The organism is Cryptocyanus atlanticus LEGE 06306, from assembly GCF_056633155.1.
The window spans coordinates 14,071-35,843 of sequence record NZ_JBSJOZ010000003.1 but is presented as its reverse complement, the minus strand read 5'-3'; the positions used below and the strand labels follow the sequence as shown (position 1 = coordinate 35,843).

Sequence of the window (21,773 nt, the reverse complement as noted above, 5' to 3'; positions counted from 1 at the left end):
CCCCGTGACCCCCCGGTTCACGCGGTCAGCGGCATCACCCGGGTGTCCGGGATGGAGAGGACCAGGTCCTCCGGCGAGCCGGCCAGCCGGAGCCAGGCTTCGGCATCCATCTCCACCTGAATCGGCTCCATGGCATCGTGACCCGCTCCATCCGCCGCCCGATCCGCCGCTCCGTGGCAGTGGAGGTGGAGCGAAACCCGCAGGGCGCCGTCGTTGAGGCTGACCACCTGACAGGGCCAGGCGTTGGGCCGCGGACGTCCTCCGCCCTCCGCGGCGGATCGAAGCTCCAGGTGATTGGCCCGAAGCCCCACGTGGGTCGTGCCCCGTTCCCAGGGTCGCTGCCGCCACAGCTCGATGCCCCAGGCCGGTGCCCAGACCCGGTGGGGCGAGCACCAGGTGATGGGGGTGATGTTCTTGCAGCCGGTGAGGCGCGCCGCCGTGACGGAACCGGGCTGATCGAACACGGCCCGCCTGGGCCCCTGGATCAGCAGCCGGCCGCCGTCGATCACGACCAGCTCGTCGGCCAGCCGATAGGCCTCATCAATGTCGTGGGTGACGAGCAGGGAGGGCACAGCGGTGAACGCCAGCTGCTCCCGCATCAGTTGCTGCAACTGCCGCCGCAGGTGGCTGTCCTGGGAGGAGAGCGGTTCATCAAGGAGGAGCAGCTGGGGCTCGAACGCCAGGGCCCGTGCCAGGGCGACCCGCTGCTGCTGTCCCCCGGAGAGCTGGTGGGGGAGCTGACGGGCCAGCGCTAGCAGCTGCACGGCCTCCAGCTGGGCCGCCACCCGCTGCTGTCGCTGGCGAACCGGCAGATGGGCCAGGCCGAAGCCCACGTTCTGGGCCACCGTGAGATGGGGGAAGAGTGCATTGTTCTGGACGACAACGGCGATGCGCCGCTGCTCCAGCGGCTTGTTCAGCCCGCTGGAGCTGTCGAACAGCACCGCTCCGTTCAGGCAGATGCGGCCACGGTCAGGACGCTCCAGGCCGGCCAGACAGCGCAGCAGGAGGCTCTTGCCGGCGCCCGAAGCGCCCAGGATCGCCAGATGCCGGTGGCCGGTCTCGAAGCGCAGGCGCAGCTGGAAGGAAGCGTGGCGGCGTTCCAGGTCGACCTGAAGGGAGAAGGGCCGACCGGCCGTTCCGGACTCCCGGGCGGGCGGTTGGGCGGCGAGGGTCGGTCGCGGACGCGGCAGCGGGACGGACTCCCCCGCGCGTGAGGGTGCGGCGTGGCGGATCCAGGGACGGGTCAGCAGCTGCTGCACCAACACGAGGCAGAGGGCATTGAGCCCGAGCACCAGCACGGTCCAGAACCAGGCCAGCCGCCGATCTCCGGCGTCGACGGCTGCGAAGAGGGCCAGGGGGAGGGTCTGGGTGCGGCCCGGGATGTTGCCGGCCAGCATCAAGGTCGTGCCGAACTCCCCCAGCGCCCGGGCATAGCTCAGGCTGATCCCGGCGAGCAGGCCCGGCCGTACCAGCGGCAGCGTGATCTGACGGAGCAGCCGCCAGGGCCCGGCCCCCAGGCTGCGGGCCACCGCTTCCAGGGATGGATCCAGCTGATCCAGGGCCCCCAGCAGAGTGCGGTACATCAGGGGGAAAGACACCACCGCGGCGCTCAGCACGACAGCGGGCCAGGCGAACACGACTTCCAGGTCGAAGCGGGCCAGCAGCGCGCCGAGCGGGCCGTAGCGACCCAGCACCTGCAGCAGGAGGAATCCCACCACGGTGGGTGGCAGCACCAGGGGGGAGAGCAGCAGCAGATCGGCGCCGGCCCGCCGGGACCCCTGCCAGCGGCTCACCTGCCGCGCCGCCAGCAGGCCCAGGGGAGCCACGAGGACAACGGCCAGAGCGGCGCTGCGCAGGGAGAGCCAGAGGGGGGAGAGGCTGGGGAGGGGCGCCGTCACGGTCCAGTCCCGCCGCTGGGGGCCAGGGTCAGGAAGCCATGGCGACGGAGCACCCCGCTGGCGGCAGGGAGCGTGAGGGCATCCAGGTAGGCGCCGGCCCGCTCCGGATGGGGGCTCGAGCGGAGCACCGCTCCGCTGTAGCGGATGGGGGCATGGCTGCTCTGGGGCACTACCGCGCTCACCCGCAGCCGGCTGCTGGCAGCGGCATCACTGGCGTAGACGAATCCCGCATCGGCGTCACCGCTCGCCACGGCCCGGGCCACCGCCCGCGCCGAGGCGAGCGGTACCAACCGGTCCTGCACCGCGGCCGTGAGGCCGAAGCTGGCCAGCGTCTGCCGGGCATAGTCGCCGGCGGGCACGCCGGCCTCTCCGATGGCGATGCGCCGGATGGAGGCGCGGCCCAGGTCGGGGAGGGCGAGGGCTGCGGATGGAGCCCTCGCCGGCACCACCAGTACAAGGCGGTTGCCGAACAGCTCCCGGTGGGATCCCTCCAGCAGCAGCCCGGCGGTCTGGAGAGCCTCCATCTGCCGCTCCCCGGCGGAGAGGAACACGTCCAGCGGGGCCCCTTGGAGAAGCTGCTGCTGCAGCGTGCCGGATGAGGCGAAGTGGAACTGGGGGAGGGCTTCTCCAGAAGAGGAGGCCTGCACCGGCGCGATCTCCTGCAGCGGACCGGAAAGGCTGGCTGCCGCCCCGATCAGCAGGGGCTCGGCCGGGGGGGAGAGGGAGCAGGCCCCGCTGATCCCCGACAGGGTGATCAGGAGGGAGGCCAGCGGGGCGCGGATCAGCAGTTCCCGAGCCGGTGACATCTGCAGGCGGGCCCGGACCCTGAAACGGTACAGATCGTGGCGCCGCAGGCCTCCGGAGGACTGGGTGTCATCCCACCCCCAGCAGGGCCTCGTACAGAGCCCGGCGGCTGGGATCGGAGCGCAGGGAGCGGTTCTGCTGCTGCCAGTCCTGCCAGCGGGCCCGTGTCCGGGCGGCGATCCCCTCCAGCAGAACGGGCAGGCAGCCCAGCCGTTTGCCGTCGAGCTGATCCTCGAGGGCCTCGCTGAGCACCTGCAGGTCGTGCAGGTCACCAAGACTGTCCTGGCATCGGCGAAGCTCTCCGATCCAGCCGGCCAGCCCGGCGCCGGCGAAGGGTTCCAGGTTCTCCAGGGCGTAACGGACCCCCTTGATCCGCTTGCGAAGGTCATGCAGCTCGCTGGCCTGCGGATCCGCCGTGAACCAACCCGGATGGAGGAACAGACCGGCGGACACCTGGGCCTGCCATTCGAACAGCCACGGCTCAACCGGCAGGGCGCCGAGGGCCGTGAAGCGGGGGCCGGCCTGCCATTGGTTCAGACGGGCCAGCAGCTTCAGGTAGGCAGCGCTGCGCAATCCCTCCGTCAGGCCCTCGAAGGCGAGCCGCCGATCCCGCCCCAGCCGCTTGAGCATGGGCCGCAGGGCCCTGCGCTCGGACTCCGGCAGGTGGGGGGTCAGGTCCCCAACCAGTCGCTGGCGCAGCACGTCGAGGTCGCGGCAGAGGCCCGTGCGCCGAGCCACCCGGGCGATGCGCCGATCACTGATGCCCTCCGGCAGATCCAGGGCGGGAGCGAACTGGCCGAGGGCTGTGCGCAGCCGTCGCAGGCTGACCCGCAGCTGATGCAGGGGCTCGGGGTCCTCGTCGGCAAGAACGTCCGGTTGCAGTTTTCCCAGGCGCCGCGTCTGGGTCCGGATCAGATCGGCGGCATAGGGGCCACTGGCCTGGGCAGACCCTTCGGGAGTGTGATCCATACCCTGATCCATGCCGGTCCTCCGCCGTGAGGGGCGGCTCAGCCCTCCATCCTCTGTAGCGCGGCGCTCAGCGCGCCTGGGGCTGGCGCAGTTCCCGGAAGCTGCGGGCCAGGGCCTGGCTGATCGTGAGCCCGACGGGCAGATCGCCTCCGAAGGAGGTTCCCAGCACGTGGCGATACAGCTTCGTTTCCACCAGGCGGTAGGTGGTGCTGGGCAGGGGAATGAAGCGGGCCTCCGCCACAAGCTTCGGCCCGGTCTTGACGTAATGCGTCACGAAACGGCGCACATCCGCCCGCGAGAGCATGGCCTGGTTGTTCACATATAGAAAGAGCGGTCTGGAGAGCGGGGTGTACTGCTCCTTCTGGACGGTCTCCAGGGACGGGAGGACCGGGCCCCTGGGGCCGGCCACGGCGAGGGCCCGGAGACGATGGCGATTGGCGCTGTACCAGCCGAAACCGAAATATCCCAGGGCGTTGGGCTGGCTGGCCACGCAGCGAACCAGTACCGCATCGTCCTCGCTGGTGGTGACGTCGCGACGGCTGTTGCCGGCGGATCCGTTAATCGCTTTGTTGAAATACTCGTAGGTGCCCGAGTCCTGGCCAGGACCGCAGAGCCGGATCGGCCGGGCTGGCCAGTCGATGTTCACCTGGTTCCAGCGCATCACGGTTCCCTGGGCCTGCTTGTTCCACAGTCTGGAGAGTTCCTTCAGGCTGATCGCGCTGGCCCAGTCATTGCGGGGGTTCACCGCCACTGTGATGGCATCGAAGGCGATCGGCAGTTCGATGAAGCGGATTCCCCTGGCCGTACAGGCCTTCAGCTCCTGGGTGTTGATCGGTCTGGAGGCATTGCTGATCGGAACGGCCCCGGAGCAGAACTCGCGAAACCCCGCGCTGGTGCCGGTCTCCTGGAGGTCGAAGCGAACGGCCCGGCCGGCGTTGGTGCGGCGGAAGCTGGCGATGGCGGCCGTGGTGATCGGAAACACCGTGCTGGAGCCACTGATGCGGATCTGGCCGTCCTTGCTCTGGGCCGGGGCTGCGGGGGTCAGCCCCACCGTGGCCAGCAGGGTGGCGGCTGACATGCCGGCCGTGAAGGCGGCGATCCCTCGAACGGCCAGACGACGGGTGGGGAGCGGAGGGAGCAGGGTTGGCATGGAGGGGGGCCCGACCGGCCCACTGTGGGCGGGGGCAGCCACCTCCACGGTTAACGGCGGATTAGGGCTGGGTTGTGACTGATTCAGCCCATAGGCTTCCCCACAGGCACCACCGGCAGGGTCGCGATGCTCGATCAAGGCGACAGCAGTCCGATCGAGATCGGCGATTCGGCCCGCCATCTGCCGCCGGAGCGCTGGCCGGAGTTGGTGCGTGAGCGCCGCCGCTGGATCTGGAGCGAGGGCTACCGCGTCCTGCAGCTGCTGGAGACCATGGCTGAGGACGGCCCGATCCTGGCGGAGGCGCTGGGGTATGCGGACGCGGCCACCCTGCTCCGGCAGGGCTACGGGCTGGATCTGGCCCTGGGTCCCCAGGGCGGTCGCTGGATGCGCCTGCTGCGACGCAGCCCCGCCGGCCAGCTGATCGAGCGGGATTGCCTGCGCTGCGGGGAGCCGTTCCTGGCCCGGCGGTGCGATGCGCGCTACTGCTCCAGCAGCTGCCGATCCAAGGCCAGTCGCGAACGGCGCCGCCGGGCCCCCTAGGAGCGCGGGCCCGGCCCGCTGCCCGGTCGCATCGCCGTCCAGTCTTCGAACCAGCCGCGCCGCCACAGCCAGAAACTCTGGAGCAGGGCGATCAACGCCATCAGCAGCAGCACGATGAAATAGCCGTATCTCCAGTTCAGTTCGGGCATGTTGCGGAAGTTCATGCCGTAGATGCCGGCCATAAAGGTCAGCGGAGCGAAGATGGTCGAAACGATGGTGAGAGTCTTCATCACCTGATTCATGCGATTCCCCATGCTGGCCATGTAGGCATCGGTGACAGCATCACACTGGTGGCGTAGCAGTTCGCCGTTCTCGAAGATCATCGAGACCTGCTGTTCCATGTCCCGGAAGCCATGCATGGCCTCCACCCCCAGCAGCCGCTGGTTCTGGCGCAGCAGGATCATGATCTGGTGCCGCAGCGGCCAAACCTGGCTGCGGATCTGGCGCAGGCTGGCCCGGACCTGGTAGGTGCGATTCAGCAGGCTGGCCCTCGGACTGCGCAGGGCGGCCTCCTCCAGGCTGTCGAGCAGGTCGGCCAGCTGTTCGAGCATGGGGAACAGCTCATCGAGCAGTTCGTCGAGGAGAAAGTGCAACAGGTCATCGAGGTCGGCCGCCGCCGGGGGAGGCTGCAGGGTGGTCAGCCAGTCGGTGAGTTCCGGGAAGGCTTGGGGCTTGGGGGCTTCCTCAAGGCTGAGCAGCAGGTTGGGCATCAGCAGCACCCCCACCTGCTCGGAGATCAGATGGGCCGGTGTTCTCGAGAAACTCAGCCGGTGCATCACCACCAGGACCACGTCGTCGACGGCGTCCACGCGGGTGCGCTGGGGCGTGTCGATCAAGGGGGCATGAAAGATGGGTGGAATGGCCAGGCTCTGGAGCACCGAGCGGATCAGCTGCGGATCGGCCTGGCCCTGAACCCGCACCCAGAGGGGCGCCCCACCCGCCAGCAAGGGGTCGAGCTCCTCAAGTCCGGCCAGCTGACGCTCGACGGGACCTTGGGCTTCAAAGCTCAGAACCGAGAGGCGGGTGGGAGGCCGGCCCCCGTGAACGAAGAGATGGCCCGGCAGGTCACCGGGACGTTCCTCGAGCCGGCGCGACACCAGAGATCCCGGGGCGGTGCGGATCATCCACCGGTTCGAGCCAGCTGGGCTCCGATGGGAACCGGAGTGGGCGCCAACCAGTGCTCCACCAGCAGACCCGTGCCCAGCAGCGAGGCCTGCAGCAGCAGGCAGCAACCGATTTGGCGGCGCCGATTCCAGAGCAGGACAGTCATCCCATCACATCCTCGGTGCCCACAGTTGAGAGCCTCATCGCCGTCGCTGCTGTCGCCTGCACGACGCCCGCCCGCATCGCTCATGCCAGGCGGGTCAGGGCCCCATAGCCCGCCAGCCAGCGGTTCACGCGGGGCTTCAGGGAGGGGGGCACCTCCTGCAGCAACTGGGCCAGTTCGAGGGCACCGAGCCGGCGCAGGTCCCGCACGTTCACGTGCCAGAGGGCTTCGGCTTCCCGGATCAGCCGGGCCCAGGTGCGGGCCATCTGCCAGCGCCGCAGTTGCCGGCGTCGGGCGGCGATCGCCCCGGCTCGCCCGTCCATGCCCGTCGTCACCATGCAGGCGGTCTCCGCTCCCCCCAGCTTGTGCACAGCAGTCCGGGTTGACATCCCCCCGGCCCCAGGCTTCCGCTTCTCGACGGAATCAGGCCGCGCTGCGGCTGGGACCATCCGCCTCGACCGGGGCCACCGGGAAGCCGAGGTTCTGCGCCTCCCGCTCGCTCAGCCGCCGGCTCCAGGCCCGGGGCACGGGGTCGTTCCAGCGGAAGCCGGCGTCGCGGGCGCGCTGGCGTTCCTCATAGGGGAGCTGGGCCCGGTAGAGCCGCCTGGGCTCCAGTCCCGCGCACAGCAGGGCCTCGAGATCCTCGCAACGCTCGAACACCTGGGCGAGATAGATGCAGTCGGTCAGGGCGCGGTGGGCGGCCCAAACCGGCACGCCGTAGGCCAGGGCCAGGTCGCGGACCGATGGCGTGGACCGCAGGGCGCGGCCGGCGGGCCAGCGGATCTCCTCCATGCTGCAGAGCCAGGGTCGGTGAATGGCGGGCAGCGGACCCTGGCCGAACCACTGCCGATCGAAGGCCGCGTTGTGGGCGACCACCACGTCACAGGCGTCCACCAGGGACTCGAAGGTGGCCAGCGACTGCCGCCAGGGCTGCTCCAGCCGGCTCACTTCGGCGGGGATGCCGTTGATCGCCTCGGCCGGATTCTCCCGGCACGGGAGCAGACAGGAGATCTGGCTGAGCACGGCCCGCTGGGGCACGGCGAACAGCACCGCACCCACTTCGATGCAGTGGTGGCGCTCCGGCGAGAGCCCGGTGGTTTCGGTGTCCACGATCAGCAGCCGGTCCGGAGGGCCGTCCCGGGCGGGGGCGACGACCGTTGCGGCCGCCGGCGTCTCCTTAGGTGGGGTCAGACTGAGCAGGCTGGTCTGCTGCCACTGCCGGGCGTTCTCGCTGCGAGCGGCCGGTCCGGGGCGCTCGCCCGGTCGGGGAAGGTCAGCCGCCATCGCACTCCCGAGTCAGGCCAGATTGATCCCCTGCATGATCCCAGCGGGCGCAAGGGAACGGTGTGGGCCGTCCCCAGGGGGCGCCGGTGCGCTCCCCGTTCCTAAGCTGGTCATCCCTGGGTCCTTCTCCCATGCCCACTGCCGTCCTGGCCGGCTCCTCGGCGCCCCTGGTGGCGCTCTCCGATCAGGATGGGGTGGAGCGTCGCAGCGACCGGCTGGAGGGTCGGCCGCTGGTGCTGTTCTTCTACCCCAAGGACGACACACCGGGGTGCACCGCTGAAGCCTGCGCCTTCCGCGACAGCCACGGGGCCCTGCAGGCCCTGGGCGCCGAAGTTTGGGGGGTGAGCGCCGATGACGCCGGCAGCCATGGCCGTTTTGCCGCCCGCCACCGGCTGCCCTATCCCCTGCTGGTGGATCGGGGCAACGCCCTGCGCCAGGCCTTCGGCGTCCCCGGCGCCCTGCTCAATCTCCTGCCGGGCCGGGTCACCTACGTGATCGACGGGCAGGGGGTGGTGCGGCATGTGTTCAGCAACCTGCTGGATGGCGCGGCCCATGCCAGGGAGGCCCTGGCCGCCCTTGAGCGGTTGCAGGCCTGAGCCGATGGCCCGCTGGCGGCAGCAGGGAAGCCTCTGGTGCCTCGAGCCGGTGGAACGGCTCGGGCTGGTGGAGTTCATCGGTGGGAGTTACCTGGCGGCCACCCCCCAGCTGAGCTACCGGCGTCTGCTCGAGGCCTTGTCCCGGCTGGGGCTGGCGATCCACGCCTGGAGCTACGTTCCCGGCTTTGATCACCAGGCCCAGGCCACGGAAGCCTGGAGGGCTTTCCGCCAGGCCCGCACCGCCGGATCCGGAGGGGCGGTGCCGGTGCTGCGGCTCGGCCACAGCCTCGGTTGCAAGCTGCACCTGCTGGCCCCCGATGCCGGGCGCGGCTGCAGCGGCCTGGTCGCCCTGAGTTTCAATAACTTTTCGGCCGATCGCTCCATTCCATTGCTGGCCGATCTGGCCCCGCGGTTGGGGGTGCGCACCGAATTCAGCCCCGCTCCGGAGGAGACCCTGCGGCTGGTGGGCCAGCTCTACCGCCAGCCCCGCAACCTGCTGCTGCGCTTCGGCGACGACCGGCTCGACCAGAGCAGCCGTCTGCTGGGTGTGCTGCAACAGCGTCCGCACGATGCCAGCCGCCTGGAGCAGCAGCCCGGGGACCATCTCACCCCCGCCAGCGCCGGTCTGCGGCAGTCCGTGCTGGGGAGCTGGGCCGATGACCCCAGGCGCCAGCGGCAGATCGATCAGCTCGCGGCCACGATCGAGGCCTGGTGGCGGGATCGGCCGGCGGCCCGGAGCGGAGCGGCCGATCGCAACGGTTCGTCCAACTTCGATTGACAGCCCTGCCAAGCCCGGACAGTGTTTGTGCGATCCGATACCTGTGGACCATTCCGTACATGTTCGACGCCTACATCTCTGGCTGGCAACGCGCCTTCGACTACAGCGGGCGATCCACTCGCGGCGACTACTGGTGGTTCGCGCTTGCCAATCTGATCGTGGGAATCGCCCTGGGCCTGCTCACGAAGGCCGTGAGCCAGCTGGGCGCAATCTCCAACGTCTATGCCATCGCCACGATCGTGCCGGGTCTGTCCCTCATCGTCCGGCGCCTGCGCGATGCCGGCAAGGCCTGGCCCTGGATCTTCATCGGCCTGGTGCCGATCATCGGGGCCATCTGGCTGATCGTGCTGCTGGTGCTGCCGTCGGTGCCCGGCTGACAGCCTGCGGCAGATCCTGCAAGCTGGGCCCATGGATCTGCGGCGGCCCGCTGGCTGGAACCACTGGAGCCCGCGCCAGCGGCTGGGTGGCGGGCTGGCGGTGATGGCCGGAGCCCTGGTGCTCTGGGCCTGCTTCTGGCGGGTCCCCACCGAGGTGGTGGGCCAGGGAGTGCTGCTTCCCCCCGACAGCGCCGGTCTGCTCGATGCCCGCTCCGGCGGCCAGGTGCGCCGGTTGCACGTGGCCACCGGCGATCCGGTGCGGCGGGGGCAGGTGCTGATCGAATTCAACCTGCCGGTGCTGGAGCGTCAGCTGGAGCAGCAGCGGGCCAACCTGCGCGAACTGGAACGCCAGGATCGTCGCCTCACCGGGCGGGATGCCCGGCGCCTCTCCACCGAGGCGAGGGTCGTGGCGGTCGGCCTGGCCAAGCTGGAGGCCGACCGTCGCCGCTACGGCAGTCTCCTGGACACCCTGGACACCAAGCGGCGCCAGCTGGACTGGCTGGCTGAACGGGAGGTGGTGGCGCCGCTCTCCGCCGAAGTGGTGGCGGTGGAGCAGAGCTTCAGTGGCACCGGCGCCAGCCTGGATCAGGTGGTGATCGAGCGGAAGCGCCTGCTCACCGAGCAGCAGCAGGTGGCGCTCCAGATCGAGACCGAAGCGGACCAGCGCCGCTTCGCCGTCGATGATCTGCGCCGCCGTATCCGGGTGACCGAAGCCCAGCTCGCCTTCGAGGGCAAGCTCCACGCCGACCGCGATGGCCGGGTGCTGGATCTGCAGGTGATCGAAGGGCAGACGGTGTCCACCGGCCAGCGGCTCGGCACGATCGGGCGTTCCGTCGGGGCCGGCCGCCTGCGGGCCGTCTCCTATTTCCGCCCCGCCGACGCCCGCCGCCTGCCGCTCGATCTGCCCGTGGAGGTGGTGCCCGACTGGGACCAGCGGGGCCGCTTCGGCGGCATCGTGGGGCGCGTCCGACGGGTCAACGTGCTGCCGGCCAGCGAGGAGGACATCGCCACCACGATCGGCAATCCCCAGCTGGCCAGGGCCCTGGTGGAGGGGGGTCCCGTGATGCGGGCCGAGATTGAACTGGAGCGGGATGCCACCAGCCTCGATGGCTACCGCTGGACGATTTCCCGGGGCAGTGGCGTCTTCCCCATCCGGGACGGGCTGACGGTGCGTTCCCATGCCTACGTGGAGTGGCGCACCCCCCTGTCGTACCTGCTGCCGGGGCTGCGCAGCCTCACCGGCGGCTACCGAGGCCTGGGCTCCGTCCCACCCGACTCCGGCCCACCGTGAGCCCGCCCTCCCGCCGCGAGCCCCTGCTGCGGCAGGAACTGCCCTGGCTGCTGGCCGAGGGAGTGCTCCTGCTGATTCTGCTCCAGGCCAATGCGCCGGAGCTCTGGTTCTGGCTGGCGGTGCTCCTGGCCCTGCTGGCCTACCGCATCGAGCGCTTTCTCGCCGGCGGGGGCGGCTGAAGCCGGGGAGCCGGCACTCCCTGGCCCTCAGGGCGGCAGCTGCAGCGTGGCTGGCCGGGGGGATGCCGGATCACCGCTCACCGGCAGCAGCTCCCTCAGCAGGCGGGCGTAGGTGACGTTCACCGCCACGGTGGCCTCCAGCCGCGTCACCAGGCTGGCGATCAGCCGCTCCTGGGTGAGCGAGAGGGTGGTCTCGTCGGCGAGGCCGGCGCCGTAGCGCAGGCGTGCGTCTCGGAAGGCTTCCCGGCTGGCCGCCACGGCGCGGCGACTGGAGGCCAGCTTGGCCAGGCTGGCCTCATGCTCGAAGAAGGCCTGCTCCAGCCGCAGCCGGATCGCGTTGCGCCGCTCGGCGAAGGTTTGGCTGGCGCCGATCTCCCGGGCCGCCAGGGCCCGCACTTCGGCGGCGGTTCTGCCTCCGTCGAAGAGGAGCCAGCGCAGGGTCAGCCCCACCGCCCAGTCGGTGCCCCGGCTGCGCAGGCTCGGGATCACCGTGACCCCGCAGCAATCCCCCGAGGCGTTCCACTGGTTGGTCAGCGTGTTCTCCACCCCGGCAAGGGCGAACAGGCTGAGGGACGGCAGCAGGGTGGCGGCGAGGGCATCCTTCCGGTTCGCCAGAGCCTCCCGCGTGGCCAGCACCGCTTCGAGCTCGGGGTTATCGCGGTAGGCCGCCAGCAGGCTGGCCTCCAGGTCCAGGGGCCAGCGCTGCTGCAGGGCGATCGGATCGCTCGCGCTGGGAATCTGGGCCGGCGCCAGATTGAGCAAGGCGGCCAGCCTCCGCCGCCCGATCGCCTGGTCGGCGCGGGCCTGGATCAGCCGTTCCTCGGCACCGGCTTCGATCGCCTCGCGACGCAGACGATCCAGCCGCGGCACCAGACCCGCCCGCTGCAGGGCCAGCACCTCCTCCAGCACCACCGCATCGTTGCGCAGCTCCGCCTGGCGCAGCCGCACCAGCTGGTCGGCGCGCTGCAGGCCGTAGTAGGTCTCGCTCACCTCCAGCTGCAGGTTCCGCAGGGTGGTCGCGTAGGCGTGGCGCGCGCGCCGCAGCTCGGCGCGTGCCGCCTGGATCGCTGGCTGCCGGGCGAAATCCACCAGGGCGAGTTCCAGCTCCACACCCCCGCCCAGCGACTGCACCCCCTGGGTGAGCCGGGCGCTCCCGCCCGAAGGGACCGCGAACGGCCCGTCCACCCGGGATCCATCGGCCGCCCGCAGTCCGTCGGGGACGAAGTTGGCTCCGAAGCCCAGGCCGCTGTTGCCCTGGGGAGCGACGAAACGGGAGTTGGTCTGGGCGTATCCAAGGCCGCCCACCGCGGCGAGGCGTGGCCAGTACGATCCCAGGCGCCCCTGCAGGGTGGCGAGCGCCCCGGCCACCTCCTGCCGCCGGACGGCCAGCGTCGGGCTCTGGGCCAGGGCCGTGAGCACCGCCTGCTCCAGGCTCAGCTCCAGCTCCCCGGGCCGGCTGAGGGCCGCCGCGCTCGGCAGGGCCAGGGGCGGCGGCGGAGGCAACGGCCGGGTGGGGGGCGCCGCGGGAGCCTCCGCCGGGCCGCTGCCTTCGGGGGGCAGGAGACCCCCATCGAGCAGCCGGAGCTCCTCGTCCAGCCGCTCCCAGCGGCGCCGGAGCCCTTCGGTGCCGGCCGGAGCCGTGTGGGGCACCGGGGGATCCATCGCCCGGCCGGCAGTGGCAAGACCCAGAACCAGCAGAAGTCCGAGGCCAGCCGATCCCGACCGGCTCATGGACGCAGCTCCGCCCAATGCTCCTCCATCGTTTCGATCGCCTGGCCAGCCTGGTGCGCCAGTGTGAGCCGTCGGGCCACCTGACGCTGCCGCCCCGCCGACAGCAGCTCGGCGCCCTGGGCCGGGTCTGCCGCCAGGATCGCGCATCTGCACCGGTGCAGGTGCTCCAGTTCCGGCAGCTCCCGGGGCCGGGGTGGGATGGGGAACCCTCGGTGCCACTGCTCCAGACGGTCGGCGATGGCGAGCAGCAGCTCGGCCTCCGCCTGCCGGAGCACGACCCAGGGGGGGGCGACCGGCGGGACCGGCGGCAGGGTGCGCAGGCTCTCCAGGAGCCCGATCAGGGTGGAGCAGCACCCATCGAACACCTCCCAGAACCGGGCCAGGGGATGGCTCAGGGGATGGGGGCCCAGCTCCGTGATCGCTTCGGGCAGGGTCTGACGCAGCCCTTGGAGGACGCTGCGCTCCTCCTGCAACCCTTCCCCCCGTCGGCGCATCCGGATCGGCGGGTCCCCGGCTGTGACCTGCTCCAGGGCGTGCCCCTGGCGGCGGCACTCGCCGGCCAGCCCCTCCAGCAACACCCGGCTGGTCCGGTGACGCTGGCTGATGGCCCGGCTCGGCCAGATCAGCCGCATCGCCAGCATGCCCACGATCACACCCAGAGAGGTCCAGAGCAGGCGCAGCGGCACCCAGCTGGTCAGGGTGGCGGTGTGCACCAGCCAGCCCATCACGATGATGTTGCCCCCCACCTTGTAGCCGGAGGCCAGCCCGATGCTCCCCCCGAGCAGACGCATCAGGGTGAGGGCCACCGCCAGGGCCAGCGGCAGCGGCACGGACAGACCCGTGGCGCTGACCAGGAGAATCAGGCTGCCGAGCAGGGAGCCCAGCAGGCGCTGCAGGGCCAGACGCAGGGAGCCCCCATAGCTCCCCGCCATGACCGCCACCACCGCCAGGGGCATGTAGTAGGCATCCGGCACCGGATTGAGCGCTCCGAAGGCGGCACTCAGGCCGACCACCACCACCAGCCGCAGCTCGGAGCGTCGGGGCAGGATCATGGAGCCCCCCGGCCGCGGGGATGCCCTTCGCACAGACGCTGGCTGTGGAGGGCATGGCGCAGCCGGCTCTCCTCCTCCTCGATCGACTGCCGCAGCAGCAGCGGGATCGGACTTCCCTCCGGCAGGGCGGCCTGCAGCGTCATCAGCCGCTCGTACTGCACCCAGTGGTGCTTGATGGTGCGCCAGAGCAGCAGCCGCTGGTCCCAGCGCTGACGCCGGACCACGGTTCCGCCCCGGTGAGCGCGTTCGGCCTGCACCAGGCGCTCCAGCTCCAGCAGGTCGGTGGAGAGCCGGGCGGGGGGCAGGGGCCCGGGCGGTGCCGACGCCGCTCCGTCGCGGCGCCCCTGGCGCCAGTCCTTCCAGGCCTGTTCCTGGTGTGCGATCGCGGCCCGCAGCTCGCGATCGAGCCCCGTGATCCGCTCCAGTCGGTCGCGGGGCCAGAGCCCCAGGCCGCAGAGCAGGGCGATCCCGATGCCGACGCTGGTGTCGAGGGTGCGGTTGAAGACGTAGTCCCAGTTCAGGGCGGTGTAGCCGGGAATCAGCAGGAACAGGATCGTGATCGTCACGGCCGTCGAGAGGCCCTGGTGCCAGCCCAGCAGGCGCAGCAGGGGCACCGTGATCAGCAATGACAGCAGCACCGCTCCCCAGCCGGACGCGATCGTGTGCACCAGGAAGGCCACCAGCCCCCCCGTGGCGGTGCCGAGCAGCCGGGCCCGGGCGGAGGCCAGCGTGCGCTCGTCGTTGTCGTCGATGACGAAGATCACTGCCAGCAGCGGATACCAGACGAATTCGATCCGCTGGCTCCAGAGCGCGATCGAGGCCGTGATCCCGGCGGCCAGACCCAGCCGCAGGCTCTGATGCCACAGATCGGCGCGCATGGCCGCCCCCTGCCGCTCAGACCCGCAGGGCGTCAAGCACGGAACGGTCCTCCAGGGTGCTGGTGTCGCCGCTCACCTCCTCCCCGGCGGCCAGGGCCCGCAGGATGCGGCGCATGATCTTGCCGCTGCGGGTTTTCGGCAGGGCGTCGCTGAAGCGGATTTCATCGGGGCGGGCGATCACGCCGATTTCGATGCCCACATGCCGGCGCAGTTCGGCCGCCAACGACTCGTCGCCGCTGCGGTCCGCCTGCAGGGTCACGAAGGCGACGATGCCTTCGCCTTTGAGGGCGTCGGGGCGGCCCACCACGGCGGCTTCGGCCACGGCCGGATGGCTCACCAGCGCCGATTCGATCTCCATCGAACCCAGCCGGTGCCCCGACACGCTGATCACGTCATCGACCCGGCCCATCACCCAGTAGTAGCCGTCGGCATCGCGGCGGGCCCCATCGCCGGCGAAGTAGAGCGGGCGGCCATCGGCGCCGGCGATGTGCTCCCAGTAGCTCCTGCGGAAGCGCTCAGGGTCCCCATGGACCGTGCGCATCATCCCCGGCCAGGGGCGGCGCACCGCCAGATAACCGCCTTCATCCACGCCCACGCTGCGGCCGTCGCTGTCGACCACATCGGCGGCGATCCCCGGCAGCGGCAGGGTGGCGGATCCCGGCTTGGTGGGGGTGGCCCCGGGCAGGGGGCTGATCATCACGCCGCCGGTTTCGGTCTGCCACCAGGTGTCGATGATCGGGCAGCGGCCACGGCCGATCACCTCCCGGTACCAGATCCAGGCCTCGGGATTGATCGGCTCCCCCACCGTGCCCAGGATGCGCAGGCTGCCCATGTCGGACTGATCGGGCACCTCGCGGCCGCTCTTCATGAAGGCCCGGATCGCCGTGGGCGCGGTATAGAACAAGCTCACCTTGTGCTTCTCGATCAGCTCCCAGAAGGCCCCGGGTTTCGACGGACGCGGAGCCCCCTCGTACATCACCGTGGTGGCGCCGGCGGAGAGGGGGCCGTAGACGATGTAGCTGTGGCCGGTGATCCAGCCCACATCGGCGGTGCACCAGTGCACGTCGTCGTCGCGGAGGTCGAAGATCCACTGGAAGGTGAGCTGGGCCCAGAGGTTGTAGCCGGCGGTGGTGTGGACCACCCCCTTGGGTTTGCCGGTGGAGCCGGAGGTGTAGAGCACGAAGAGGCGGTCTTCGCTGGCCATCGGCTCGGCCGGGCAATCGGCGCCCTGGGCCTCCACCAGCGCATGCCACCAGCAGTCGCGGCCCTCCTGCATCGCCGTGGGCTCCCCGGTGCGGCGCACCACCAGCACCTGCTCCACGGTGGGGCAGGCGCCATCGGCGAGGGCCTGATCCACCGCGGGCTTGAGCGCCACCGCCTTGTCCTTGCGGAAGCCGCCGTCGGCGGTGATCACGGCTTTGACGCCGCCGTCGATCAGCCGGTCCCGCAGGGCCTCAGCCGAGAAACCGCCGAACACCACCGAGTGGGGGGCACCGAGGCGGGCGCAGGCCAGCATGGCGATCGCCGCTTCCGGCACCATGGGCATGTACAGGGCCACCAGGTCGCCCTTGCCGATCCCGAGGGCCTTGAGGGCATTGGCGGCCTGGCAGACCTGGGCGTGCAGTTCGCGGTAGGTGAAGCGGCGGCTGTCGCCGGGCTCCCCTTCCCAGATCAGGGCGGTCTTCTCGGCCCGGGGGCCCTGCAGATGCCGGTCGAGGCAGTTGTAGGCGAGGTTGGTGGTGCCACCCTCGAACCAGCGGGCGAAGGGCGGGTTGCTCCAGTCGAGCACCGTGTGGAAGGGCTCGAACCAGTGCAGCAGTTCGCGGGCCTGGCGCCCCCAGAAGGCGTCGGGATCGGCCTCCACCTCGGCCACCAGGGCGCGGTAGGCCGCCAGGCTGCCGATGCGGGCCCCGGCCGCCAGTTCCGCCGGCGGGGCGAAGACACGGGCTTCCTGCAGCACCGATTCGATCGTGTCCTCGCTCATCGGCTCCGGGCTGACGGGGCCCCATTGTGGACTGAGAGGATGCGGCCATGATTCCCCCCGCGGCCTGCCTGTTTGATCTCGATGGACTGCTGCTCGACACCGAGCCGCTCCATGCCCGGGCCTGGAGCGAGGCGGCGGCGCAGTTCGGCCTCCCGCTCGATGAAGCGGCACTGCTGGCCCTGCGGGGCCGCCGCCGGCTCGACTGCGCCCGACAGGTGATCCACTGGATCGGCGAGGAGGGACGGAGCGGTCCCAGCATCGAGGCGTTGCTCGCGGTGCGGCAGCCCATCGCCGAGGCCCTGTTGGTGCAGGCCCCGCCGATGGCGGGCGCACCGGAACTGGTCGGTCGCTGCCTGGAGCGCGGCATTCCGATGGCCCTCGCCACCAGCAGTTCCCGGGCATCGGTGGCCCTCAAGGCGGGCCCCCACCCCTGGCTGGCCGGGATCCGCCAGCGGGTGCACGGGGATGATCCGGAATTGCTGGCGGGCAAGCCCGCCCCGGACATCTTTCTGCTGGCGGCGCGGCGCCTCGGGGTGAAGGCCAGCGACTGCTGGGCCTTCGAGGATTCCCCGGCGGGCAGCCGGGCGGCCCTGGCTGCCGGTTGTCGGGTGCACGTGCTGCTGCCCCCAGGCCTCTCCCATGACCACTATCCGGACGAGGTGACCTGCGTTCAATCCCTCGACGAGGTGGCGCTCTGAGCTATAGACGATCCGGTTCGGGGCCCCAGTGCGCCGCCCGAGGGCTCACTCCTCCCCGGTGCCGGTCCTGCGGCGGTAGAGGCGGAGCCCCAGGGCTCCCCAGAGCAGGGTCCAGACCGTGAAGGTGGCGAGGGTGCCCAGCTGATTTGTCTCGATCGAATAGACCCCGGCCTGGATCAGACCCGCGTCGATCAGGGATCCGCCGATCCCCCAGCCCAGCACCCAGCTGATCAGCAAGCCGATGGCCTGGAGGTTGCCGGTCATCGCCGCTGAACGGAGGACCGTCATTGTGGGTCCGGCCGGACGGATCGGAAGCGACGCAGCAGGGACGAGTTGACGATCACCGACAGGGAACTCAGGGCCATGGCCGCTCCGGCGATCATCGGGTTCAGCCAGCCGAGGGCGGCGATCGGAACGCCGATCGTGTTGTGGATGAACGCCCAGAAAAGGTTCTGGCGGATCTTGGCCATGGTGGCGAGCGCCAGCCGGATGGCGGTCGCCACGGGGCGGACATCGGTGCGCATCAGGATGACGCCGCCCGCCTCCTTGACCACATCCGAACCCGAGCCGATGGCGATGCCGATGTCGGCCGTGGCGCGGGCCGGGGCGTCATTGACGCCATCCCCCACCAGCGCCACCACCCGCCCCTGCCGTTGCAGGGACTGGATCGTGCCGGCCTTGTCAACCGGTCTCACCTCGGCGATCACCTCATCGATTCCCACCTGGCCGGCCACGGCCCGAGCGGTGCTGCGGTTGTCTCCGCTCAGCAGGATCACCCGCATTCCGCGGCCCCGCAGCAGGCGCAACGCCTGGCCCGCCCCAGCAGCATCGCCGTGTTGCCTTCCGATTCGAGCCGTTTGTGCAGCGCGTCCGCCGGATCGGGAGGTTCCGGGAGGAAGCGGCTGGCCAGGGAGCGGTTGCCTAGCCAGACCACACGGCCGGCCTCCACGGCCGTGATCCCTTCGCCGATCCTGGCCTCGAACCCCTGCAGGGGTTGGGGCTCCAGCGGGTGTGCCGCCACGGCAGCGGCGATGGCAGCCGCCCGGGGATGTTCCGAGCCATGCACCAACGACCCCGCCAGCTGGAGAACCTCCAGCCCCGACTGGCCTTCCCGCTGCAGCAGGTCCGTGAGCACCGGCGTGCCCCGGTTGAAGGTGCCGGTCTTGTCGAACACCACTGTGTCGAGGGATTCCATCCGCTCCAGCACCTCGCCGCTGCGGATCAGAATCCCCAGTTCCGCCCCCCGGCCCACCCCCACCAGCAGCGCCGCCGGTGTGGCGATGCCCAGGGCACAGGGGCAGGAGATCACCAGCACGGCGATGAAGGCCAGCAGCACGAAGGCGATCACCACGGCGGACTCCTCGAAGTAGACGTCGCGCTGGTTGTTGCCGATGGGCAGCCATTGCGCTCCAAAGACCACCACCACCGAATAGAGGTAGGCGACGGAGGTGCCCAGGGCGATCAGCACATCCATGTTCAGCGTGCGGCGCCTGAGCGCCGTCCAGCTGCCGGCCTAGAACGACCAGCCCCCGACGATCTGCACCGGGGTGGCCAGCAGGAACAGCCACATCCCCCAGCTCATCCAGGGCAGGAACGAGACTGGGACCCAGGAGACCAGGCTAATCCCGGCCGCCGGAGCCAGAAAACCGGCGGCCCGGAGCACGGCGAGCGCGAGCACTCCGCCGAAGACCAGGCCGACCCGGCGGCGCATCACACGCCGTACGCGCTCGGGATTGCGGAAGGTCTGCAGGCACATCTGACTGCAGAAGAAATTGTCCCGTCCTCCGCGCTGGGCGGAGAGGGCCATGGCCCCTGGGCCCGGTCCGGCGGAAGGAGGTTGTGGGCGGCGGTCATGGCTGGATCGCGGGGAGGCTTCCGGGCGGCGTTGGGGGGCTCCGGGTGGTGAGCCGGTCCCCCCCGGGATCGGCTCAGAGCCGGAAGAGGGGGTCGAAGGTGTAGTAAGCGGGTTTGCGCAATCCCTCCACCGCCAGCATCCGCCGCAATGTGATGATCTCCGCCCGCTGGGCCATGATCACCTCCCGGGCGAAGCGCCGGATCGTGGGGTTGGTGCTCTTGGCCAGGGCGTCATGGGCCATCATCAGCGCTCCGCCGTGGTGCGCGATCATCCCCTCCAGGAACCACACCACCCGGTTCTCCCGGGTGGGGCCAGCACCCATCATCCGCATGCCCTCGATCTGGGCCGAGCTCATGCGGGTGAGGTCCGAGAGGCTGTTGGGATCCCCGCCCGGCACCAGGGCCACGGGGTAGACGGGGGCCTGGGGATACCAGGCCTTGCGCCACAGCCCCATCGCCCGGATCTCCCTGGCCTGCTCCCGCCAGATCGACTGGCCCAGGGCTCCGACGCCCGGCGCTCCAATCCCGAACACGAATTCACTCATCCGCAGGGCGCCGGTGTGGTGCTGGACCATGCCGTCGAGGAAGCGCAGGTCGTAGGTCCTGCCGGCGGGCCCCATCTCATGGGCGTGACCCTGGTCGTGGTCGTCATGGTCCACTCGGGTCGCAGGAGCGGGCGCGGGGACTGGGGGTCCCTGGGGACTGCCGTGCTGGTGCTGTCCGTGGTCGTGGCTGGGATCCGGCTCGGCGCGGGCCGCCAGGAGAGGCAGGGCGAGGGTGCTGAGGCAGACCAGCGTCAGGGGCAGAAGAACGGAGCGCATCGCCACGGGGCAGAACTCAGCTCACCGTATGGTCTCCACTCAACTAGAGAGTCAAGCCCTGGCGTCAGCGTGGGGTTGCCGCTGGAGCCGGGACGGACAGCGCCGGTTGACTCTCCCCTCAGGGGGAGGAACTACGGTCGAATCACCCCCTGGCGAGGACCCGGCCATGGCCCCCAGACTTCGCCGCCGGCAGATTCTGGGTCTGGGGATCGCGGGCCTGGGCACGGCCCTGGCCGGCCGGCGCCTCTGGGCCCGGCTGCCGGCGCCGGACCCCGCGCCCCCCGCCGGAACGGCGTGGTACACCTCCCGAGCCGGTCTGGCCGATCTGGAGCTGGTGGCCGCAGCCACCCCGGGGCTGGTCCCCGACGGACCCGCCGCCCTCCTCGCCTACAACGGCCACAGCCCCGGGCCCGTGCTGGAGTTCCAGCCGGGGGACCGGGTACAGCTGCGGCTGCGCAATGCCCTGGATCAGCCGACCAACCTGCACTTTCACGGCCTGCACATCCCCCCGGGCGGCAGCGCGGACAACGTCTTCCGGACGGTCGAGCCGGGGGAAACCGCAACCTATGCCTTCACCCTGCCCGAGGATCACCCAGGGGGGCTGTTCTATTACCACCCCCACCACCACGGCACCACCGCCGATCAGGTGTTCGGCGGGCTGGGAGGTGCGCTGGTGGTGCGCGGCGCACTGGATCGGATCCCGGAAGTGCGGGCGGCCACGGAGGCCATCCTGGTGCTCAAGGATCTCCCCGCCGCCGCCTCCCCCGGTGCCGGCGCCATGGGACGGGGACTGGGCAGGGCCGGCCGGCTCGGACGCCAGGGGGCTCTGCTCACGATCAACGGCAGGCTCCAACCCTCCCTGACCCTGCCCCATGGCGGCCTGTTGCGATGGCGTCTGCTCAATGCCTCCAACGCCCGCATCTACCGCCTCGCCCTGGAGGGCCATCCGCTGGTGCTGATCGCCACCGATGGGGGAGCGATCGGCAGCCCCCAGCCCCTTGAGGAGCTAGTTCTCGCCCCCGGTGAGCGGGCCGATCTGTTGGTGCAGGGCCACCAGACTCCTGGCACGTACCGTCTGCTGGATCGCTGGTCTCGGCCCCAGACCCTCGCCACCCTGACCTATGCCGGAGTCGTGGACCCTCTGGAGCTGCCGGCAGCCCTGATTCCCGTACCCTCCCTGCCGGAGCCGGAGCGCACCCGCCGCTTCGTGTTCTCCCATGGCATGGGCATGGGCATGGGCATGGGCATGGGCAGGGGCATGGGCAGGGGTGGTGGGGGTGGGATGGCCTTCCTGATCAATGGCCGGGCTTTCAGCCAAGGACGAATCGACACCCGGGTCGCCCTGGGAAGCACCGAAGACTGGCTGATCGTCAACAGCGACCCCCACCTCGACCATCCCTTCCACCTGCACATCAATCCGTTTCAGGTGATCAGTCGCAATGGACGCCCGGAACCCCAGCGGCAGTGGAAGGACACGGTGTTGCTGCGGGCGGGGGAGGAGCTGCGGCTGCGAGTCAGCTTCCGAACCTTTCCGGGACGCACCGTGTACCACTGCCACAACCTCGACCATGAGGACAGGGGGATGATGGGGGTGCTGCAGATCGAGGAGCGGAGCGGGTGAG

General features: G+C 70.6%; 23 protein-coding genes and 1 pseudogene. 8 read left to right on the top strand and 16 right to left on the bottom strand.

Annotation, left to right across the window (positions count from 1 at the left end):
- Positions 1 to 17 precede the first annotated feature (17 nt).
- From modB to ACWJI7_RS04390, 4 genes are all read right to left on the bottom strand, one after another.
- Positions 18 to 1,898, bottom strand: coding sequence for a molybdate ABC transporter permease subunit (modB, locus tag ACWJI7_RS04405; RefSeq protein WP_479935714.1), 1,881 nt, complete (start codon positions 1,896 to 1,898; stop codon positions 18 to 20).
- The gene (gene modA, locus ACWJI7_RS04400) at positions 1,895 to 2,704 is read right to left on the bottom strand and encodes a molybdate ABC transporter substrate-binding protein (protein WP_479935712.1); all 810 of its coding nucleotides are present in this window, start codon (positions 2,702 to 2,704) and stop codon (positions 1,895 to 1,897) included. Before modA ends, modB begins: the two co-directional genes overlap by 4 nt.
- A 67-nt stretch (positions 2,705 to 2,771) precedes the next feature.
- Positions 2,772 to 3,671 carry a CHAD domain-containing protein gene (locus ACWJI7_RS04395; protein WP_479935710.1) on the bottom strand — a complete coding sequence of 300 codons (900 nt, stop codon included), beginning with the start codon at positions 3,669 to 3,671 and terminating at the stop codon, positions 2,772 to 2,774.
- 67 nt (positions 3,672 to 3,738) lie between these two features.
- Positions 3,739 to 4,821, bottom strand: coding sequence for a PstS family phosphate ABC transporter substrate-binding protein (locus tag ACWJI7_RS04390; protein WP_479935708.1), 1,083 nt, complete (start codon positions 4,819 to 4,821; stop codon positions 3,739 to 3,741).
- A 126-nt stretch (positions 4,822 to 4,947) separates the two neighbouring features.
- On the opposite strand from ACWJI7_RS04390, the gene ACWJI7_RS04385 reads away from it, so the two are divergent.
- The gene (locus tag ACWJI7_RS04385; protein WP_479935706.1) at positions 4,948 to 5,361 is read left to right on the top strand and encodes a hypothetical protein; all 414 of its coding nucleotides are present in this window, start codon (positions 4,948 to 4,950) and stop codon (positions 5,359 to 5,361) included.
- Here ACWJI7_RS04385 and corA read toward each other — a convergent pair.
- From corA to ACWJI7_RS04365, 4 genes are all read right to left on the bottom strand, one after another.
- Positions 5,358 to 6,485: a magnesium/cobalt transporter CorA gene (gene corA / locus ACWJI7_RS04380; protein ID WP_479935704.1), complete on the bottom strand. Its 1,128-nt coding sequence runs from the start codon at positions 6,483 to 6,485 to the stop codon at positions 5,358 to 5,360. The two genes, ACWJI7_RS04385 and corA, sit on opposite strands and share 4 nt — an antisense overlap.
- Complete coding sequence (locus tag ACWJI7_RS04375; protein WP_479935702.1) at positions 6,482 to 6,631, bottom strand: hypothetical protein; 150 nt, start codon at positions 6,629 to 6,631, stop codon at positions 6,482 to 6,484. Before ACWJI7_RS04375 ends, corA begins: the two co-directional genes overlap by 4 nt.
- A gap of 80 nt (positions 6,632 to 6,711) precedes the next feature.
- Entirely contained in the window at positions 6,712 to 6,951 is a 240-nt protein-coding gene (locus ACWJI7_RS04370; RefSeq protein WP_479935998.1) for a hypothetical protein, read from the bottom strand.
- Positions 6,952 to 7,051: 100 nt separating this feature from the next.
- Positions 7,052 to 7,912 carry a 3'-5' exonuclease gene (locus ACWJI7_RS04365; RefSeq protein ID WP_479935700.1) on the bottom strand — a complete coding sequence of 287 codons (861 nt, stop codon included), beginning with the start codon at positions 7,910 to 7,912 and terminating at the stop codon, positions 7,052 to 7,054.
- Between the two features lie 131 nt (positions 7,913 to 8,043).
- Between ACWJI7_RS04365 and ACWJI7_RS04360 the strand changes: the two genes are divergently transcribed.
- From ACWJI7_RS04360 to ACWJI7_RS04340, 5 genes are read left to right on the top strand one after another with little or no spacing between them, the layout of a single operon-like run.
- The gene (locus ACWJI7_RS04360; RefSeq protein WP_479935698.1) at positions 8,044 to 8,508 is read left to right on the top strand and encodes a peroxiredoxin; all 465 of its coding nucleotides are present in this window, start codon (positions 8,044 to 8,046) and stop codon (positions 8,506 to 8,508) included.
- Between the two features lie 4 nt (positions 8,509 to 8,512).
- Positions 8,513 to 9,286, top strand: a complete 774-nt coding sequence (locus ACWJI7_RS04355) for a DUF1350 family protein (protein ID WP_479935696.1) — start codon at positions 8,513 to 8,515, stop codon at positions 9,284 to 9,286.
- A gap of 59 nt (positions 9,287 to 9,345) precedes the next feature.
- Positions 9,346 to 9,663 carry a DUF805 domain-containing protein gene (locus ACWJI7_RS04350; RefSeq protein WP_479935694.1) on the top strand — a complete coding sequence of 106 codons (318 nt, stop codon included), beginning with the start codon at positions 9,346 to 9,348 and terminating at the stop codon, positions 9,661 to 9,663.
- 31 nt (positions 9,664 to 9,694) lie between these two features.
- Positions 9,695 to 10,954, top strand: coding sequence for an NHLP bacteriocin system secretion protein (locus ACWJI7_RS04345; protein WP_479935692.1), 1,260 nt, complete (start codon positions 9,695 to 9,697; stop codon positions 10,952 to 10,954).
- A complete protein-coding gene (locus tag ACWJI7_RS04340; protein WP_479935690.1) occupies positions 10,951 to 11,133 on the top strand; it encodes a hypothetical protein in 183 nt (60 codons plus the stop codon). The genes ACWJI7_RS04345 and ACWJI7_RS04340 overlap by 4 nt, the downstream gene beginning before the upstream one ends.
- Positions 11,134 to 11,160: 27 nt before the next feature.
- Here the strand turns inward: ACWJI7_RS04340 and ACWJI7_RS04335 are convergent, their stop codons facing one another.
- From ACWJI7_RS04335 to acs, 4 genes are read right to left on the bottom strand one after another with little or no spacing between them, the layout of a single operon-like run.
- Positions 11,161 to 12,864: a TolC family protein gene (locus ACWJI7_RS04335; RefSeq protein ID WP_479935688.1), complete on the bottom strand. Its 1,704-nt coding sequence runs from the start codon at positions 12,862 to 12,864 to the stop codon at positions 11,161 to 11,163.
- Positions 12,861 to 13,916: an FUSC family protein gene (locus tag ACWJI7_RS04330; protein ID WP_479935687.1), complete on the bottom strand. Its 1,056-nt coding sequence runs from the start codon at positions 13,914 to 13,916 to the stop codon at positions 12,861 to 12,863. The genes ACWJI7_RS04335 and ACWJI7_RS04330 overlap by 4 nt, the downstream gene beginning before the upstream one ends.
- A complete protein-coding gene (locus ACWJI7_RS04325) occupies positions 13,913 to 14,794 on the bottom strand; it encodes an FUSC family protein (RefSeq protein WP_479935685.1) in 882 nt (293 codons plus the stop codon). Before ACWJI7_RS04325 ends, ACWJI7_RS04330 begins: the two co-directional genes overlap by 4 nt.
- Positions 14,795 to 14,810: 16 nt before the next feature.
- Positions 14,811 to 16,778 (bottom strand): acetate--CoA ligase, encoded by a 1,968-nt coding sequence (acs, locus tag ACWJI7_RS04320; protein ID WP_479935683.1) that lies wholly within the window; start codon positions 16,776 to 16,778, stop codon positions 14,811 to 14,813.
- A 47-nt stretch (positions 16,779 to 16,825) separates the two neighbouring features.
- Between acs and ACWJI7_RS04315 the strand changes: the two genes are divergently transcribed.
- Complete coding sequence (locus tag ACWJI7_RS04315; protein ID WP_479935681.1) at positions 16,826 to 17,476, top strand: HAD family hydrolase; 651 nt, start codon at positions 16,826 to 16,828, stop codon at positions 17,474 to 17,476.
- Between the two features lie 45 nt (positions 17,477 to 17,521).
- On the opposite strand, the gene ACWJI7_RS04310 is transcribed toward ACWJI7_RS04315, so the two are convergent.
- The 4 genes and pseudogenes from ACWJI7_RS04310 to ACWJI7_RS04295 form a co-directional block, all read right to left on the bottom strand.
- Positions 17,522 to 17,764, bottom strand: a complete 243-nt coding sequence (locus ACWJI7_RS04310; RefSeq protein WP_479935679.1) for a hypothetical protein — start codon at positions 17,762 to 17,764, stop codon at positions 17,522 to 17,524.
- Positions 17,761 to 18,671: pseudogene (locus ACWJI7_RS04305) on the bottom strand (heavy metal translocating P-type ATPase). The gene ACWJI7_RS04310 and the pseudogene ACWJI7_RS04305 overlap by 4 nt, the downstream one beginning before the upstream one ends.
- A 318-nt stretch (positions 18,672 to 18,989) precedes the next feature.
- The gene (locus ACWJI7_RS04300; protein WP_479935678.1) at positions 18,990 to 19,283 is read right to left on the bottom strand and encodes a hypothetical protein; all 294 of its coding nucleotides are present in this window, start codon (positions 19,281 to 19,283) and stop codon (positions 18,990 to 18,992) included.
- 121 nt (positions 19,284 to 19,404) lie between these two features.
- Positions 19,405 to 20,151, bottom strand: coding sequence for a DUF305 domain-containing protein (locus tag ACWJI7_RS04295; protein ID WP_479935676.1), 747 nt, complete (start codon positions 20,149 to 20,151; stop codon positions 19,405 to 19,407).
- Between the two features lie 166 nt (positions 20,152 to 20,317).
- On the opposite strand from ACWJI7_RS04295, the gene ACWJI7_RS04290 reads away from it, so the two are divergent.
- Entirely contained in the window at positions 20,318 to 21,772 is a 1,455-nt protein-coding gene (locus ACWJI7_RS04290; protein WP_479935675.1) for a multicopper oxidase family protein, read from the top strand.
- The last annotated feature ends 1 nt before the right edge of the window (position 21,773 follow it).